At 58.7% G+C, this 17,125-nt stretch carries 13 protein-coding genes; 12 read left to right on the forward strand and 1 reads right to left on the reverse strand.

The genetic code is table 11. From position 1 onward, the window contains the following. Positions 1-19 precede the first annotated feature (19 nt). The 8 genes from ihfB to FEM41_RS14420 all read left to right on the forward strand — a co-directional run bounded on the left by ihfB (position 20) and on the right by FEM41_RS14420 (position 8,844). The gene (gene ihfB / locus FEM41_RS14385; RefSeq protein ID WP_138096634.1) at positions 20-304 is read left to right on the forward strand and encodes an integration host factor subunit beta; all 285 of its coding nucleotides are present in this window, start codon (positions 20-22) and stop codon (positions 302-304) included. A 226-nt stretch (positions 305-530) separates the two neighbouring features. Then, positions 531-2,801, forward strand: coding sequence for a DNA internalization-related competence protein ComEC/Rec2 (locus tag FEM41_RS14390; RefSeq protein WP_241666499.1), 2,271 nt, complete (start codon positions 531-533; stop codon positions 2,799-2,801). A gap of 43 nt (positions 2,802-2,844) precedes the next feature. Next, a complete protein-coding gene (gene msbA / locus FEM41_RS14395; RefSeq protein ID WP_138096638.1) occupies positions 2,845-4,593 on the forward strand; it encodes a lipid A ABC transporter ATP-binding protein/permease MsbA in 1,749 nt (582 codons plus the stop codon). Continuing rightward, positions 4,590-5,570 carry a tetraacyldisaccharide 4'-kinase gene (gene lpxK, locus FEM41_RS14400; protein WP_138096640.1) on the forward strand — a complete coding sequence of 327 codons (981 nt, stop codon included), beginning with the start codon at positions 4,590-4,592 and terminating at the stop codon, positions 5,568-5,570. The genes msbA and lpxK overlap by 4 nt, the downstream gene beginning before the upstream one ends. A gap of 53 nt (positions 5,571-5,623) precedes the next feature. Beyond that, on the forward strand, positions 5,624-6,865 hold the full coding sequence (locus FEM41_RS14405) for a winged helix-turn-helix domain-containing protein (protein WP_138096642.1): 1,242 nt from the start codon (positions 5,624-5,626) through the stop codon (positions 6,863-6,865). Positions 6,866-6,900: 35 nt separating this feature from the next. Continuing rightward, positions 6,901-7,083, forward strand: a complete 183-nt coding sequence (gene ycaR, locus FEM41_RS14410; RefSeq protein WP_138096644.1) for a protein YcaR — start codon at positions 6,901-6,903, stop codon at positions 7,081-7,083. Next, the gene (gene kdsB, locus FEM41_RS14415) at positions 7,080-7,826 is read left to right on the forward strand and encodes a 3-deoxy-manno-octulosonate cytidylyltransferase (RefSeq protein ID WP_138096646.1); all 747 of its coding nucleotides are present in this window, start codon (positions 7,080-7,082) and stop codon (positions 7,824-7,826) included. Before ycaR ends, kdsB begins: the two co-directional genes overlap by 4 nt. Before the next feature lie 124 nt (positions 7,827-7,950). Beyond that, positions 7,951-8,844 carry a phosphotransferase gene (locus tag FEM41_RS14420; protein WP_138096648.1) on the forward strand — a complete coding sequence of 298 codons (894 nt, stop codon included), beginning with the start codon at positions 7,951-7,953 and terminating at the stop codon, positions 8,842-8,844. Here the strand turns inward: FEM41_RS14420 and elyC are convergent. Then, positions 8,824-9,600 carry an envelope biogenesis factor ElyC gene (gene elyC, locus FEM41_RS14425; protein WP_138099207.1) on the reverse strand — a complete coding sequence of 259 codons (777 nt, stop codon included), beginning with the start codon at positions 9,598-9,600 and terminating at the stop codon, positions 8,824-8,826. The two genes, FEM41_RS14420 and elyC, sit on opposite strands and share 21 nt — an antisense overlap. Before the next feature lie 134 nt (positions 9,601-9,734). Here elyC and cmoM point away from each other — a divergent pair, with 134 nt between their 5' ends. From cmoM to mukB, 4 genes are read left to right on the forward strand one after another with little or no spacing between them, the layout of a single operon-like run. After that, complete coding sequence (cmoM, locus tag FEM41_RS14430) at positions 9,735-10,514, forward strand: tRNA uridine 5-oxyacetic acid(34) methyltransferase CmoM (protein WP_138096650.1); 780 nt, start codon at positions 9,735-9,737, stop codon at positions 10,512-10,514. A 3-nt stretch (positions 10,515-10,517) separates the two neighbouring features. Then, positions 10,518-11,840 carry a chromosome partition protein MukF gene (gene mukF / locus FEM41_RS14435; protein ID WP_138096652.1) on the forward strand — a complete coding sequence of 441 codons (1,323 nt, stop codon included), beginning with the start codon at positions 10,518-10,520 and terminating at the stop codon, positions 11,838-11,840. Next, positions 11,821-12,534, forward strand: coding sequence for a chromosome partition protein MukE (mukE, locus tag FEM41_RS14440; protein WP_138096654.1), 714 nt, complete (start codon positions 11,821-11,823; stop codon positions 12,532-12,534). The genes mukF and mukE overlap by 20 nt, the downstream gene beginning before the upstream one ends. Next, complete coding sequence (mukB, locus tag FEM41_RS14445; protein ID WP_138099208.1) at positions 12,527-17,017, forward strand: chromosome partition protein MukB; 4,491 nt, start codon at positions 12,527-12,529, stop codon at positions 17,015-17,017. The genes mukE and mukB overlap by 8 nt, the downstream gene beginning before the upstream one ends. Positions 17,018-17,125 lie beyond the last annotated feature (108 nt).

Raw genomic sequence — 17,125 nt, forward strand, 5'->3', positions numbered from 1 at the left:
GAAGGAAACCGGAGGAAACATGACCAAGTCAGAATTGATTGAAAGACTTGCCAGCCAGCACACCCATATCCCGGCCAGAACCGTGGAAGATGCGGTAAAAGAGATGCTGGAACATATGGCCTCTACTCTTGCCCAGGGCGAGCGTATTGAAATCCGGGGGTTTGGCAGCTTCTCCTTGCACTACCGCGCGCCGCGCGTTGGGCGTAACCCGAAAACGGGCGACAAGGTGGAACTGGAAGGTAAATACGTTCCCCACTTTAAGCCGGGTAAAGAGTTACGCGATCGCGCTAATATTTACGGTTAAGCACAGTCTGACTGCTGCCAGAGGGCGCCCTGAGGGGCGCCCTTTTTCTTTTCTACCTGCCCGATGTCGCGCCTGCCCGTTGGTTCAGTTTCTGAATTCCGCTTCCATGATGTCTGTCGCTGTTGCACTGCCGTGCCTGTTTACCGGAAACCGGTACGCAGTCCTGAAATCACGTGGATGACGATGCGGTACACCGCCGCCAGACTGGATGAAAAAGGAGGTGGCGGTGTCGGTTACGGGAGTGTCTCTGTGTGTGTTAATTGGCCTGGCGCCATTGCTGTGGTTACCGTCGTTACCGGGGCCGGGATGGATATATGGGCTGATGGCGATAGCGGGCTGCTGCGCCGGGTGTGGTACGTGGTTAGCGCCACGGGCAGGCGGCTATCTGGCGCTGGTTCTGTGTGTTGCCTGCTGGGGAGTGCTGGCAGCGCATGCTGCGCTGTGGCCAGCCTATGCGTTGACCAAACATCCGCTTGAGGCTGAGGTGAGCGTCACTCGCCTTGAAGCAGGGCAGGTACGTCAGGTACAGCTACTGCACAGCGGCTTGCGTTGGTTTACTCCGGGGCCCATGGTGAGGATCCAGGGGTTTACCACCGATGAAACCGTCTGTCCTGGCCAGCGCTGGCGCATGACGCTGCGCCTGTCGCCGATTCATGCCCGGCTCAATCAGGGGGGATTCGATGCCCAGCGTTATGGGGTAGCCCGTGGCGAGGTGCTACGAGGGCGAGTTGTCTCCGCCAGCCGTATTACCGCCGGTTGTGGCGCACGTGAGGGACTGATGGCACACACCCGGGCGCTGACTCAGGGGCTTGTGTGGCAGGAGACGCTGATCGCGCTGGCGTTTGGCGAACGTGCGGAGGTTGCCGCAGAGATCAAAACGCTACTGCGTGATACCGGCACGGCGCACCTGATGGCGATATCCGGGCTGCATATTGGCCTGGCGGCGGGCGTTGGCTGGCTACTGGCGCGTCTGGTTCAGCCTTTGCTGGGCACGGTGAGAATCGGCTGGCGCTTCCCGCTATTGGCCAGCCTGCTGTTGGCATTGAGCTACACCTGGCTGGCTGGCGCGCAACCGCCAGCGCTGCGCAGCATGTGGGCGCTGATCATCTGGGCGCTACTGCGGTTGAGTGGGCGTGACTGGCACGGCTGGCGGGTCTGGCTATGCTGTGTAGCGGGCATTTTGTTTGCCGATCCCATGGCGCTGCTTTCCGACAGTTTCCTGCTTTCCGCCGGTGCGGTGGCCGGACTGCTGTTCTGGTATCAGTGGATGCCCTTTACCGGGCAACGCCTTCCGCTACTGCTACGTTACCCATTGGGGTTGTGTCATCTGCAGCTGGGAATTGGGTTGCTGCTGTTACCGCTCCAGGCGGCCATTTTTCATGGCGTTAGTCTGACCGCCTGGGTTGCCAATTTACTGGCGGTACCCTTGGTTTCGCTGGTCACGGTGCCGCTGATTCTGGCCGCATTGCTGACGCTGGCGATACCGTCGTTGGCTTACGGATTTCTGTGGATGGCGGATCGCTCGCTGGCGGCGCTATTTTACTGCCTGAACGCACTGCCTGCCGGGTGGCTGGAACTGGACGCCCGCGCCGTTGCCGTCATGCTGTTTCCCTGGTTTGGCGTGGTGCTGTGGCGCCTGTGGGGGTGGCGCTATTTTCCCGGGTTGACGCTGGGGATTCTGGCATTACTGGGTACGCCTTTATGGCGCCAGACCGCGCAGCCAGGCTGGCAGGTACATATGCTGGATATTGGCCACGGGCTGGCGATAGTGGTGGAGCGCAACGGGCGGGCGTTGCTGTATGACAGCGGTAATAGCTGGCCGGGAGGCGATGCCGGTCAGCGTATCATCGCCCCCTGGCTACGCTGGCAGGGGTTGGTGCCCCAGAGACTGATACTCAGCCATGAGCATCTGGATCACAGCGGCGGGCTGGCCAGCCTGCGCGCGATTTGGCCAATGATGCGGGTGCGAAGCTCGTTGGGTGAAAAAGACCATATGCCCTGTTGGCAGGGGATGCGCTGGCGGTGGCAGGAACTGGATTTTTCAGTGCACTGGCCGCCTCGCAGCTGGCGCGGGGTGGGCAATAATCGTTCATGCGTGGTGAAGATTAGCGACGGGCGCCACAGTATTCTGCTGACCGGCGATATCGAAAACGTCGCTGAGCAGGCCATGGTCCGCAGTCAGGGCAAAGCGCTGCGTGCCGATGTGCTGCAGGTCCCCCATCATGGTAGCCGTACTTCCTCCACGCCAGCGCTTTTGCGTCAGGTAAATCCGGAACTGGCCATCGCTTCTCTGGCGCGCTACAGCGCCTGGCGGTTGCCCTCTGTGGTTGTGGTCAGGCGCTATCGGCAGCGCAATATCGCATGGTATGACACGGCGCGACATGGCCAGATTACGCTACGCTTTGGGGAGGAAAAACCACGCCTGACGAGCTTCAGAGCGCAAATTTTGCCCCGTTGGTACCATCAGTGGTTTGGCGTGGCCCCGGTTAACAGGTAGAATATGCGGCTATTTCATCAATGCTAACAGCTGGTTCGACTTAATGCACAACGATAAAGATCTCTCCACATGGCAGACTTTCCGCCGACTGTGGCCAGTCATTGCACCTTTTAAAACAGGTCTGATCGTGGCAGGGATAGCCTTAATCCTCAATGCAGCCAGCGATACCTTTATGCTATCGCTGCTCAAACCGTTACTGGATGACGGCTTTGGTAAAACTGACCGTTCCGTGCTGCTCTGGATGCCGCTGGTGGTCATCGGGCTGATGGTTCTGCGTGGCGTGACCAGCTATATATCCAGCTACTGCATCTCCTGGGTTTCCGGAAAGGTGGTCATGACAATTCGTCGCCGCCTGTTTGGCCATATGATGGGCATGCCGGTGGCCTTTTTCGATAAGCAGTCCACCGGTACGCTGCTGTCGCGTATTACCTATGATTCCGAGCAGGTGGCCTCTTCCTCTTCCAGCGCTCTGATTACCGTGGTGCGCGAAGGGGCGTCTATCATCGGCCTGTTCATTATGATGTTCTACTACAGCTGGCAGCTGTCGATGATTTTGATCGTGCTGGCGCCCATCGTTTCCTTCGCCATTCGCGTGGTCTCCAAACGCTTTCGTAGCATCAGTAAGAACATGCAGAACACCATGGGGCAGGTGACCACCAGCGCTGAGCAGATGCTGAAAGGCCATAAAGAGGTCCTGATTTTCGGCGGTCAGCAGGTGGAAGCAGAGCGTTTTAACAAGGTAAGCAATAAAATGCGTCAGCAGGGGATGCGTATGGTTTCCGCCACCTCTATCTCCGATCCGCTGATCCAGCTTATTGCCTCCCTGGCGCTGGCATTTGTACTCTATGCCGCCAGCTTTCCCAGCGTGATGGAAAACCTGACCGCAGGGACTATCACCGTGGTCTTCTCGTCTATGATTGCGCTGATGCGTCCGCTGAAATCGCTGACTAACGTTAACGCCCAGTTCCAGCGCGGTATGGCGGCCTGCCAGACCCTGTTCAGTATTCTCGACACCGAACAGGAGAAGGATACCGGTACTAAGGTTATCAAACGTTCTCAGGGCGATATTGAGTTCCGCGATGTGACCTTCAGCTATCCGGGCCGCGAAACGCCGGCGTTGCGCGATATCAACCTGACCATTCCGGCGGGCAAAACGGTGGCGCTGGTAGGGCGTTCCGGCTCCGGTAAGTCGACGATAGCCAGTCTGATCACCCGTTTCTACGATATCGATAAGGGTGAAATTCGTATCGATAACAATGACATTCGCGAATATACCCTGGCATCGTTGCGTGACCAGGTTGCGCTGGTCTCTCAGAATGTGCATCTGTTTAACGATACCATCGCTAACAATATCGCCTATGCGCGTACTGAACAGTACAGCCGCGAGGATATCGAGAAGGCGGCGCGCATGGCCTATGCCATGGACTTTATCGAGAAGATGGACGAGGGGCTGGATACGGTGATTGGCGAAAACGGGGTGCTGCTTTCCGGCGGTCAGCGTCAGCGTATCGCCATCGCGCGTGCGCTACTGCGCGACAGTCCGATTCTGATCCTTGACGAAGCCACTTCAGCGCTGGATACCGAATCTGAACGCGCCATTCAGGCGGCGCTGGATGAACTCCAGAAAAACCGTACCTCGCTGGTGATTGCTCACCGCCTGTCTACGATCGAACAGGCCGATCAGATCGTGGTGGTGGAAGATGGGCTAATTGTGGAACGGGGTTCACATACCGAACTGCTGGAGCATAAAGGTGTTTACGCCCAGCTTCACCGGATGCAGTTTGGCCAATGATAGAGAAGATCTGGTCCGGACGATCGCCGCTCTGGCTACTGTTGCTGCCGTTATCCCTGCTGTATGGGCTGATAAGTGGCGTGCGACGACTGGGTTACCGGCTGGGCTGGAGTAAGGTCTGGAAGGCGCCGGTGCCGGTTGTGGTAGTGGGCAACCTGACCGCGGGCGGTAACGGGAAAACGCCGGTGGTGGTGTGGCTGGTGGAACAACTCCAGCAGCGCGGCATACGCCCTGGCGTGGTCTCTCGCGGCTATGGCGGTAAGGCTTCACAGTATCCGCTACTGCTAACGCCGCAGACCTCCAGCCTCGAAGCAGGTGATGAACCGTTACTGATTTATCAGCGTACCGGTGCGCCGGTGGCGGTGGCGCCGGTGCGTAGTCAGGCGGTGCAGGCGCTGCTGGCGCTGGAAACGCCGCCGCAGATCGTGATTACCGATGATGGCCTGCAACACTATGCGCTGGCGCGCGATAAAGAGGTGGTGGTCGTTGATGGCGTGCGTCGCTTCGGTAACGGCTGGTGGTTACCGGCCGGGCCGATGCGCGAACGTGCCGGGCGACTGAAGTCCGTGGATGCGGTGATTGCCAACGGCGGTCAACCGCGCCCCGGTGAAATCGCGATGCGCCTGGTGCCTGGCGATGCCGTTAATCTGCTCACCGGCGAGCGATGCCCGGCACGTGAACTTCATGATGTCGTCGCCATGGCCGGTATTGGTCATCCGCCGCGTTTTTTCGCTACCCTTGAACAGTGCGGCGTAACGCCGGTGAATACCCTGGCGCTGGCGGATCATCAAGCCCTCAGCGAAGCGCAGGTCAGCAGCTTCTGCCAGCCGGGTCAGACGTTATTAATGACTGAAAAGGACGCGGTTAAATGCCGTAGCTTCGCCCGGGAAAACTGGTGGTATCTGCCAGTTGAGGCGCAACTGACCGGCTCACAGGCAGAACGCCTGATGACCGACCTACTTAACCTGGTGCGTTAAGGCCGCGCTGTGGTGGTATGCGGTCCTGACGCCTGAAGGCGTAGAGGAGTCCCGTGACCAGAATTCCCCTTTCACTGCGAGCCGCCCGTCGGCTCCATCTTGCAGCCCAGGGGCTGTTGCTAAAACCGCGGCGCGCTACCGGACCACAGGCGCTGTTGGCAGCCATCTCTCGTATGTCCCTGTTGCAGATTGACACCATTCACGTTGTTGCCCGTAGCCCTTATCTGGTGCTGTTCAGTCGGTTGGGCACATATCCCATAAACTGGCTGGACGAAGCGCTGGCACGCGGCGATCTCATCGAATACTGGGCCCATGAGGCCTGCTTTCTCCCCCGGGGTGACTTCGCACTGGTACGCCACCGGATGCTGGAGCCGGAAAAGATGGGGTGGAAGTACCGGGCTCACTGGATGCGTGAACATCAGCAGGAGATCGAAGCGCTACTAAGCCATATCGAACATCATGGCCCGGTACGCGCTGCCGACTTTGAGCATCCGCGTAAGGGCAGCAGCGGCTGGTGGGACTGGAAGCCGCACAAGCGTCATCTGGAAGGGCTGTTTACCGATGGCCGCCTGATGGTTCGCGAGCGCCGCAACTTTCAGCGTGTTTACGACCTGGCCCGCCGGGTGATGCCCGACTGGCAGGATGAGCGAGACCTGCTCCCCAGACCGGATGCTGAACGAAGAATGCTGGAAAACAGCGCCCGTAGTCTGGGGATTTTTCGCCCCGGATGGCTGGCTGATTATTATCGCCTGCGTCACGTGGCGCTGTCGCCGCTGCTGGCAGAGTGGCAGCAGCGCCAGCAGATAATTGCGGTGGATGTTGAAGGACTGGGGGAGATGTGGGTGCACCACTCGTTGGCACCGCTACTGGATCGCGCGTGCAGCGGGCGGTTACGCGCCACCCATGGAGCCGTACTCTCGCCGTTTGATCCCGTAGTGTGGGACCGTAAGCGTGCCGAACAGTTGTTCGGTTTTCGTTACCGGCTGGAATGTTACACGCCTGCGCCAAAACGCCAGTTCGGCTATTTTGTGCTGCCCCTGCTGTGGCGCGGCGAGCTGGTGGGGCGCATGGACGCCAGAATGGCGCGACGTGACGGGGTACTGGAAATTATCGGTCTGTGGCTGGAGTCACAGGTGCGCGTTGGGCAAAGCATGATTGATGGGATACAGACGATGATAAGCGATTTTGCGTGCTGGCAGGGGGCGACCCGCATCGTCTGTGGTCAACCTCCTCAGGCACTGGCGGTGCGGTGGGGCAAAGGCTGGGAAATTCCCGGCATGCCTGTGGTATGCTGAACGTCTTATGCTACCCGGTCCATTCTGGAGGATTTATGGATCATCGCCTACTTGAAATCGTGGCCTGTCCGGTCTGTAACGGCAAACTCTGGTTCAATAAAGAGACGCAGGAGCTGATCTGCAAGCCAGACAGCCTGGCATTTCCGCTGCGCGACGGTATTCCCGTGTTACTGGAAACCGAGGCCCGTTCACTCAGCGCGGAAGAGACTAACCCATGAGTTTTGTCGCCATTATTCCTGCCCGCTATGCGTCATCCCGCCTGCCGGGCAAGCCGCTGATGGATATTCACGGCAAACCGATGATCGTTCACGTACTGGAACGTGCCCGGGAATCTGGCGCAACGCGTATTATCGTAGCGACTGACCATACGGACGTGGCGAAAGCCGTTGAAGCCGCAGGGGGCGAAGTTTGCATGACTCGCGCCGACCATGAGTCTGGTACCGAGCGTCTGGCAGAAGTCGTGGAAAAATGCGGCTTTGCCGATGATACCCCGATTGTGAATCTACAGGGCGATGAGCCGATGATTCCGCCGGAAAACCTGCGTCAGGTAGCGGAAAACCTGATTGCCAGCGGCGTGGGGATGTCCACGCTGGCGGTGCCAATTGAGGATGCGCAAGAGGCTTTTAACCCGAACGCGGTAAAGGTGGTGTGCGACAGTAAAGGCTTCGCGCTCTATTTCTCCCGCGCCACCATTCCCTGGGATCGGGACCGTTTTGCCCGCTCCCGCGAAGAGCCTGGCGATTCGCTGTTGCGACATATTGGTATCTATGGCTATCGCGCTGGCTTTATCCGCCGCTACGTTAGCTGGGCGCCCAGCCCGCTTGAGCAGCTAGAAAAACTGGAGCAGCTTCGGGTGCTGTGGTACGGCGAAAAAATCCATGTCGCAGTGGCCCGGAAGGTGCCCGGCACCGGCGTGGATACGCCAGAAGACCTTGAACGGGTCCGCGCCGCGATGGGCTAAACCAGAAAAACCTCCGATACGGAGGTTTTTTTATGCCACCCGGTATGGATTTGATCTGGTGGAGGGTATTTCACCGCCATCGGTACCATTATAAAGACCAGGTATTTCCGGAGGTATCCAGGTCATGGAACGTTTGCGCAGGGAACTGAGTCATTTACTGGGAGAGACGCTAAGCCGTCTGGAGTGCGTCAGCGAAGCGCCGGATTCGGTGCTCTGGGCGCTCTACGACAGTCAGGGTAATCCGTTGCCGCTGCTGGCGAAATGTTTTAGCTCTCCGGGGCTGGCCGCCCGGTGCGGCCTGAAAATGTCGCAGCTGGCGCGCCATGGCAGCCTGCGCCTGCCGGTGGTCTACGGCATTATGACCCATGACGATCGCGTCGGTCAGGAGCTGTTACTGATGGAGCGGTTGCGGGGCGTATCGGTGGAGGCGCCTGCCCGCACTCCCGAGCGCTGGACACACCTGAAAGATCAAATCGTTGAAGCGCTCCTGAGCTGGCACCGGGTGGACAGCGGCGGTTATGTGGGGGATATCGACAGTATTCAGCACAACAGCTGGTCCAGGTGGTATCGACAGCGGATTGAGGTGCTATGGAGCACCCTGGGCCAGTTCACCAATACCGGGCTGTCGATGCAGGATATGCGTACTCTGTGGCGTGCCAGGGCGTCGCTGGAATTATTGCTCGATGACGCTGACGATGTAGCGGTGATGGTGCACGGCAATCTGACCCTACGCAGTTTTCTTAAGGATGCCCGCAGTGACCAACTGATTGCCGCAATCAATCCCGGCGTGACGCTGTGGGCACCCAGAGAGTATGAACTGTTCCGGCTGTGGGAATCGGGCATGCCGGAAAGCCTGCTCTGGCACTACCTGAAGCGGGCGCCGGTAGCAGAATCCTTCCTGTGGCGGCGCTGGCTCTATCTGCTGTGGAGCGAGGTAGCGTGTCTGGTGACCAATGGCCATATGAATCGCCCCGCCTTTGATCGCGCCGCCAAAGAGTTACTCCCCTGGTTGAGCTGAACGGCCTTTTAGCCACTGCCAGAGGCGGCCCAGGGTTTCATAGCCCACGCGATCGCTATGCATGAGCCACAGGGGGGAGGGCATCACTTTCTCCCAGGTCTGCAGCGGCGAGGTAATCGCCAGTTGATTGGCCGGGGCGGCAATAGGGTGCAGCCCCTGGCGCTGGAAGAAGATCATCGCTCTGGGCAGGTGCGAAGCAGAGCTCACCAGCAGGAAGGGTTTATCCCCCAGCAGTTGAGCCACTGCGGCGGCTTCTTCTTCGGTATCCCTGGGGCTGTCCAGCGTGATAATCGCACTACGCGGCACACCGAGGCTTTCCGCCACCCTGGCGCCAGCCTCGGCGGTGGTAACCGGATTAGTCGGGGCAGAATAGCCGGTAAAGATCATCCGCGATCCCGGATTCGCCAGCCACAGTCGAACACCTTCAGCCACCCGCGGCAGGCTATTGTTGATGAGATTGGAGCTGGGCGCCCATTCCGGGTTCCAGGTGTAACCGCCGCCCAATACCACAATATCCTCGACGGGCGGTCCGCCGCGCCAGGTAGGGTAGCGCGATTCAATTGGTTTCAACAGCCTGTCGGCCACCGGTTGCAGGCTCAGCAGTAGCAGTGCCAGCCAGCTCAGAGTCAGCAGGGTACGCCCGGTTTTCTGCCAGCGGCTGAACCATAACAGCACAATAGCGATGCCCATCAGCAACATCAGAAAAGGGAGCGGCAGCAGCAGGCCGCCGAGGTATTTTTTGAGTTCAAAAAGCAGCAAATCCGGTTCCTTTTTTGACCATATAGCGGTTAAAACCCCGTGATCATACATCATAAGGGTTCATTATCCGCCCGGGTATGACAAAATAGCGCCTTTGCCCGATGGGGGCTTTAGAGCGGGGATCTGTTGCGATGAGCGATCGCAATTTTGATGACATGGCTGAAAAATTTGCCCGCAATATATACGGCACCACCAAAGGCCAGCTGCGTCAGGCTATTCTGTGGCAGGATCTTGAGCCGCTGCTGGCGACGCTGCCTGCCCGACCGTTACGCATTCTCGATGCCGGTGGCGGAGCCGGGCAGATGGCCTGTCGGCTGGCGGCGCTGGGGCATCAGGTGACGCTGTGCGATCTTTCTGCGGAAATGGTGGCGCGCGCCCGGCAGGCGGCGGAGCAGAAAGGTGTGAGCGGGAACATGCATTTCATACATTGTTCTGCTCAGGAGGTGGTGCATTATTTGGAAAGCCCCGTCGATCTGATATTGTTTCACGCGGTGCTGGAGTGGGTTTCGGATCCCCGGTCGATGCTGGACATCCTGTGGTCTTGTCTGAAACCAGGCGGAGCCCTGTCGCTGATGTTTTATAATGCGAACGGCCTGCTGCTGCATAATATGGTGGCCGGTAATTTCGCTTACGTACAGCAGGGCATGGCCAAACGTAAAAAACGCACCCTGTCGCCGGACAATCCGCTGCGGCCGGAGCAAGTCTATGACTGGCTGGAGCAGATTGGCTGGCTTATTACCGGTAAGACCGGCGTGCGGGTGTTTCACGATTATCTGCGGGAAAAGCAGCAGCAACGCGAATGTTTTGAGCAACTTCTGGCGCTGGAGACCGCATACTGCCGCCAGGAGCCCTGGATAAGTCTGGGGCGTTACATTCATGTAACAGCACAAAAGCCGGAAAATCAGGGATAAACTATGAGTGATTTTTCCCAGACAGTACCAGAACTGGTTGCCTGGGCCAGAAAAAATGATTTCTCCATCTCGCTGCCTGGCGACAGGCTGGCTTTTTTGCTGGCGATCGCCACGCTGAACGGCGAGCGGCTGGATGGGGAACTGAGTGAAGGGGAGTTGGTTGACGCCTTTCGCCATGTTAGTGACGCGTATGGACAGAGCGGCGAGACCATCGCCCAGCGCGCCAATAATGCGATCAATGATATGGTGCGCCAGCGCCTGCTTAACCGCTTTACCAGTGAACTGACGGAAGGGAATGCCATTTACCGCCTCACGCCGCTGGGCATCGGTATTACCGACTACTATATCCGCCAGCGCGAGTTTTCGACGCTGCGCCTTTCCATGCAGCTCTCTGTCGTGGCGGGCGAACTGAAAGGGGCGGCGGACGCCGCCGTGGAAGGGGGCGACGAGTTCCACTGGCACCGCAATGTCTTTGCGCCGCTGAAATATTCGGTGGCGGAGATTTTCGACAGTATCGACCTGACCCAGCGGGTGATGGACGAACAGCAGCAGCAGGTGAAAGACGATATCGCTCAGTTGCTGAATAAAGACTGGCGCGCGGCGATTAGCAGCTGTGAGCTTCTACTGTCGGAAACCTCCGGCACCCTGCGCGAATTGCAGGACACTCTGGAAGCGGCGGGCGACAAGCTGCAGGCAAATCTGCTGCAGGTTCAGGAGGCCATTATAGGCCGTGAGGATCTGCACTTCGTTAGTCGGCTGGTCTATGAGCTGCAAAGTAAGCTCGATCGTATCGTCAGCTGGGGTCAGCAGGCGATGGATCTGTGGATCGGTTACGACCGCCACGTGCATAAATTTATCCGTACCGCAATCGATATGGATAAGAACCGGGTGTTCGCCCAGCGTCTGCGCCTGTCGGTACAGAACTACTTCGACGCGCCATGGGCGCTGACCCATGCTTCGGCCGATCGTCTGCTCGATATGCGCGACGAAGAGATGGCGCTGCGCGACGAAGAGGTCACCGGTGAACTGCCGGTAGATCTGGAGTTCGAAGAGTTTAACGAGATTCGCGAACAGCTGGCCGGCATGATCGAAGAGGCTTTAAAAGTCTACAAAGAGCAGGACGTGCCGCTGGATCTCAGCGTTGTGATGCGTGAGTATCTGGCGCAATATCCGCGCGCCCGTCATTTCGATGTGGCGCGTATTGTCGTCGACCAGGCCGTGCGTCTGGGCGTGGCAGGGGCAGATTTCCTCGGTATGCCAGCTCCGTGGCAGCCGATTAATGATTACGGAGCCAGGGTACAGGCGCATGTCATCGATAAATATTGAACAACTAATGCCAGTTAAACTGGCGCAGGCGCTGGCGAATCCACTGTTTCCGGCTCTCGACAGCCAGTTGCGATCTGGCCGTCATATCGGGTTGGATGAGCTGGATAACCACGCCTTTTTAATGGATTTCCAGGAACAACTGGAAGAGTTCTATGCCCGCTACAACGTGGAGCTTATCCGCGCGCCGGAGGGCTTTTTCTATCTGCGTCCGCGTTCTACTACGCTGATTCCGCGTTCGGTGCTTTCCGAACTGGATATGCTGGTGGGTAAGATCCTTTGTTATCTCTATCTCAGCCCGGAACGCCTGGCGAACGAAGGGATTTTTACTCAGCAGGAACTCTATGATGAACTGCTGGCGCTGGCCGATGAGAGCAAGCTGCTGAAACTGGTGAATAATCGCTCTACCGGTTCGGATCTCGACAGGCAGAAGCTGCAGGAAAAAATGCGCGCTTCGCTGAACCGGCTGCGGCGCCTTGGCATGGTCTGGTTTACCGGTCACGACAGCAGCAAGTTCCGGATTATGGAGTCGGTGTTTCGGTTTGGCGCCGATGTGCGTACCGGAGATGACCCGCGCGAGGCGCAGCTGCGCATTATTCGGGATGGCGAGGCGATGCCCGTTGAGTCCCATCTGCAGCTGAATGATGACGACAGTGATGAGGCTTCCCAGGATAACGTCGAGGATGACAATGATTGAACGCGGTAAATTTCGTTCGCTGACGCTGATTAACTGGAATGGTTTCTTCGCGCGTACTTTCGATCTGGATGAACTGGTCACCACCCTGTCCGGAGGAAACGGCGCCGGTAAATCTACCACCATGGCGGCCTTTGTCACGGCGTTGATTCCCGATCTGACGCTGCTGCACTTCCGTAACACCACCGAAGCCGGGGCGACTTCCGGCTCGCGCGATAAAGGGCTGCACGGTAAGCTGCGCGCCGGCGTCTGTTATTCGGTGCTGGATGTGGTCAACTCGCGCCATCAGCGTGTGGTGGTTGGGGTGCGTCTGCAGCAGATCGCCGGTCGTGACCGCAAAGTGGATATCAAACCCTTCGCCATTCAGGGGCTGCCGACGGCGATTCAGCCGACCCAGTTGCTGACCGAAACCCTGAACGATCGCCAGGCTCGGGTGCTGACGCTCCAGGAGCTGCGCGACAAAATGGAAGCGATGGAGGGAGTGCAGTTCAAGCAGTTTAACTCCATCACCGACTACCACTCGCTGATGTTCGATCTTGGCGTCGTGGCGCGTCGTCTGCGTTCGGCTTCCGATCGTAGTAAGTACTACAAACTGATCGAAGCTTCGCTGTACGGTGGTATTTCCAGCGCTATTACCCGCTCCCTGCGCGACTACCTGCTGCCGGAAAACGGCGGCGTGCGTAAGGCGTTCCAGGATATGGAAGCGGCGCTGCGCGAAAACCGCATGACCCTTGAGGCCATCCGCGTTACCCAGTCGGATCGCGATCTGTTTAAGCACCTGATTTCCGAAGCGACCAACTACGTGGCGGCGGATTATATGCGCCACGCCAACGAGCGGCGCATCCATCTGGATCAGGCGCTGGATCTACGGCGTGAGCTCTATACCGGGCGCCAGCAACTGGCCACCGAACAGTATAAGCACGTAGAGATGGCGCGCGAACTGGCGGAACACGCCGGGGCCGAAGGCGATCTGGAAACTGATTATCAGGCGGCCAGCGACCACCTGAACCTGGTGCAGACCGCGCTACGTCAGCAGGAAAAAATCGAACGCTATGAAGGGGATCTGGAAGAGCTACAGGTTCGCCTTGAAGAGCAGAGTGAGATTGTCGCTGAATCTCAGGAGATGCAGGAAGAAAACGAGGCCCGCGCCGAAGCGGCGGAGCTGGAAGTGGACGAGCTGAAGAGCCAGCTCGCCGATTACCAGCAGGCCCTCGACGTGCAGCAGACCCGTGCGATCCAGTACCAGCAGGCGCTACAGGCGCTGGAACGCGCCCGGGAGCTGTGCCACCTGCCGGATCTGGCGCCTGAAAGCGCTGCCGAATGGCAGGAAACTTTCCAGGCGCGCGAGCAGGAGGCTACCGAAAAGCTGCTCGATCTCGATCAGAAGATGAGCGTTTCCCAGACCGCCCACAGCCAGTTCGAGCAGGCCTTTAAGCTGGTCGAGGCCATTCATGGCCCGGTCAGCCGTGGCGATGCCTGGTCTGTGGCGCGCGATCTGCTGCGCGAGGCCTCTGAACAGCGCTATCAGGCGGAGCAGGCCCAGGGGCTGCGGATGCGTTTGAGCGAACTGGAGCAGCGCCTGCGCGAACAGCAGGAGGCGGAACGTCTGCTGGCGGAATTCTGCAAACGTCAGGGACGCCAGTATCAGCCTGATGAGCTGGAGATGCTGCAGCAGGAGCTGGAAGCGCGCATCGCCGATCTGCAGGACAGCGTCAGCGAGGCCAGCGAACAGCGCATGAACCTGCGCCAGGAGCTGGAGCAGCTACAGGGGCGAATTCGTCTGTTGACCCAGCGTGCGCCAGTCTGGCTGGCGGCCCGTAACAGCCTGAGCCAGATTAGCGAGCAGAGCGGTGAAGAGTTCGCCAGCGGTTCGGAAGTGACAGAGTATCTCCAGCAACTGCTGGAGCGTGAGCGCGAAGCCACCGTGGAGCGCGACGAAGTCGGCGCCCGTAAAAACGCCGTCGATGAAGAGATCGAACGCCTGAGCCAGCCTGGCGGTGCCGATGACGGCCGCCTGAGCGTGCTGGCGGAGCGTTTCGGCGGGGTGCTGCTGTCAGAAATCTACGATGATGTCAGCCTTGAAGACGCGCCGTACTTCTCGGCGCTGTACGGCCCGTCGCGCCACGCTATCGTGGTGCCGGATCTCTCGCTGATTCGCGAACAGCTCGACGCGCTGGAAGACTGCCCGGAAGATCTCTATCTGATCGAAGGGGATCCGCAGTCCTTTGATGATAGCGTCTTCGGTGCGGAAGAGCTGGAAGGGGCGGTGGTCGTTAAAGTGGCGGATCGCCAGTGGCGTTATTCCCGCTTCCCGGAAGTGCCGCTATTTGGTCGCGCTGCACGCGAAAACCGGATTGAAAAACTGCATGCCGAACGCGAAACTCTGGCTGAGCGCTATGCCACACTGGCGTTCGACGTTCAGAAAACCCAGCGTCTGCATCAGGCCTTCAGCCGCTTTATTGGTCAGCACCTGTCGGTGGCGTTTGAAGACGATCCCGAAGCGGAAATCCGTCAGCTCAATAGCCGTAAAACCGACATTGAGCGGGCGCTGAACAACCACGAAAGCGACAACCAGCAGCAGCGGGCCCAGTACGAACAGGCGAAAGAGGGCGTGGCGGCGCTTAACCGCCTGCTGCCGCGCCAGAGTCTGTTGGAAGATGAAACCCTGGCCGATCGCTGCGACGAAATTCAGGAGCGTCTGGACGAAGCGCAGGAAGCCACGCGCTTTATTCAGCAGCACGGCAACCAACTGATTCGCCTGGAGCAGGTGGCATCGGTTCTGCAAAACGACCCTGAGCAGTTCGAACAACTGAAACAAGATTATGAATATGCCCAGCAGGTACAGCGTGAAGCCCGTCAGCAGGCCTTTGCTCTGACCGAAGTGGTGCAGCGTCGTGCTCACTTCAGCTACAGCGACTCTGCGGAGATGCTGAGCGGTAATAGCGATTTGAACGAGAAGCTGCGCCGTCGTCTGGAGCAGGCGGAAAGCGAGCGAACTCGTGCCCGCGAAGCGCTGCGCAGCCACGCCGCGCAGCTTAGTCAGTACCATCAATTGCTGGCCTCGCTGAAAAGTTCGTTCGATACCAAACGCGAACTGCTGGCCGATCTCTACCGTGAGCTGAAAGATATTGGCGTGCGCGCCGATGCTGGTGCAGAAGAGCGCGCCAGGGCGCGTCGCGATGAGCTGCATACTGCGCTCAGTAACAACCGTGCCCGCCGCAACCAACTGGAAAAACAGCTGACGTATTGCGAAGCGGAAATGGAAAACCTGAACCGCCGCCTGAAGCGCCAGGAGCGTGATTATCGCGAGAGGCGCGAGCAGGTGGTGAGCTCCAAGGCGGGCTGGTGCGCGGTAATGCGTATGGTGAAGGAAAACGGCGTCGAGAAGCGTCTGCATCGCCGCGAGCTGGCTTATCAGTCCGGCGACGATCTGCGTTCCATGTCGGATAAGGCGCTCGGTGCCCTGCGTCAGGCGGTGGCGGATAACGAACATCTGCGCGACGTACTGCGCATGTCGGAAGATCCGAAGCGGCCGGAGCGTAAGATTCAGTTCTTCGTGGCGGTCTACCAGCATCTGCGCGAGCGTATTCGTCAGGATATTATTCGCACCGACGATCCGGTCGAGGCCATCGAACAGATGGAGATCGAACTGGGTCGCCTGACGGAAGAGCTGACTTCCCGCGAGCAGAAACTGGCCATCAGCTCGCGTAGCGTGGCGAATATTATTCGCAAAACCATCCAGCGCGAGCAGAACCGTATTCGTATGCTCAACCAGGGGCTACAGAGCGTCTCCTTTGGCCAGGTGAACAGCGTGCGGCTCAACGTTAACGTGCGTGAGGCCCATGCGACCCTGCTGGAGGTGCTGTCTGCCGAGCATGAACAGCATCAGGATCTGTTTAACAGCAGCCGTCTGAGCTTCTCTGAAGCCCTGGCGAAGCTGTACCAGCGCCTGAACCCGCAGATTGATATGGGCAACCGTACGGCGCAAACCATCGGTGAAGAGCTGCTGGATTACCGCAACTATCTGGAGATGGAAGTGGAAGTCAACAGGGGCTCGGACGGCTGGCTGCGTGCCGAGAGTGGCGCGCTCTCTACCGGTGAGGCTATCGGTACCGGTATGTCGATTCTGGTGATGGTGGTGCAGTCCTGGGAGGAAGAGTCTCGCCGTCTGCGCGGCAAGGATATCTCGCCGTGCCGTCTGCTGTTCCTTGATGAAGCGGCGCGTCTTGATGCCCGCTCCATCAACACCCTGTTCGAACTGTGTGAACGTCTGGAGATGCAGCTGGTGATCGCGGCGCCGGAGAACATCAGCCCCGAGAAAGGGACTACCTATAAACTGGTGCGTAAGGTGGTTCAGAACATCGAACACGTCCACGTGGTGGGGCTACGCGGATTTGCTGCGACATTGCCTGAAACGCTACCGCGCAGCGAGCCAGTGGTCGCGGAACCCGACGAGGATGATGAGCCGGATGCGGATGCTTCCTGACGGTGACTGACAAAGAGGTCCCTCCGGTGAGGGGCCTCAGGTTGATGACAAAGAGGGAAAAAACGTGGTTTTTCCCTCTTTGTGGTTATCAGCCGAAAATCAATGAAT

It is taken from the genome of Jejubacter calystegiae, assembly GCF_005671395.1.
Lineage (GTDB): Bacteria > Pseudomonadota > Gammaproteobacteria > Enterobacterales > Enterobacteriaceae > Jejubacter > Jejubacter calystegiae.

What these genes read in the sequence shown, in the direction of transcription:
- ihfB (WP_138096634.1), top strand. Translation starts at nt 20, where the DNA reads ATGACCAAGTCAGAATTGATTGAAAGACTTGCCAGCCAGCACACCCAT.
- msbA (WP_138096638.1), top strand. Translation starts at nt 2,845, where the DNA reads ATGCACAACGATAAAGATCTCTCCACATGGCAGACTTTCCGCCGACTG.
- lpxK (WP_138096640.1), top strand. Translation starts at nt 4,590, where the DNA reads ATGATAGAGAAGATCTGGTCCGGACGATCGCCGCTCTGGCTACTGTTG.
- ycaR (WP_138096644.1), top strand. Translation starts at nt 6,901, where the DNA reads ATGGATCATCGCCTACTTGAAATCGTGGCCTGTCCGGTCTGTAACGGC.
- kdsB (WP_138096646.1), top strand. Translation starts at nt 7,080, where the DNA reads ATGAGTTTTGTCGCCATTATTCCTGCCCGCTATGCGTCATCCCGCCTG.
- FEM41_RS14420 (WP_138096648.1), top strand. Translation starts at nt 7,951, where the DNA reads ATGGAACGTTTGCGCAGGGAACTGAGTCATTTACTGGGAGAGACGCTA.
- cmoM (WP_138096650.1), top strand. Translation starts at nt 9,735, where the DNA reads ATGAGCGATCGCAATTTTGATGACATGGCTGAAAAATTTGCCCGCAAT.
- mukF (WP_138096652.1), top strand. Translation starts at nt 10,518, where the DNA reads ATGAGTGATTTTTCCCAGACAGTACCAGAACTGGTTGCCTGGGCCAGA.
- mukE (WP_138096654.1), top strand. Translation starts at nt 11,821, where the DNA reads ATGTCATCGATAAATATTGAACAACTAATGCCAGTTAAACTGGCGCAG.
- mukB (WP_138099208.1), top strand. Translation starts at nt 12,527, where the DNA reads ATGATTGAACGCGGTAAATTTCGTTCGCTGACGCTGATTAACTGGAAT.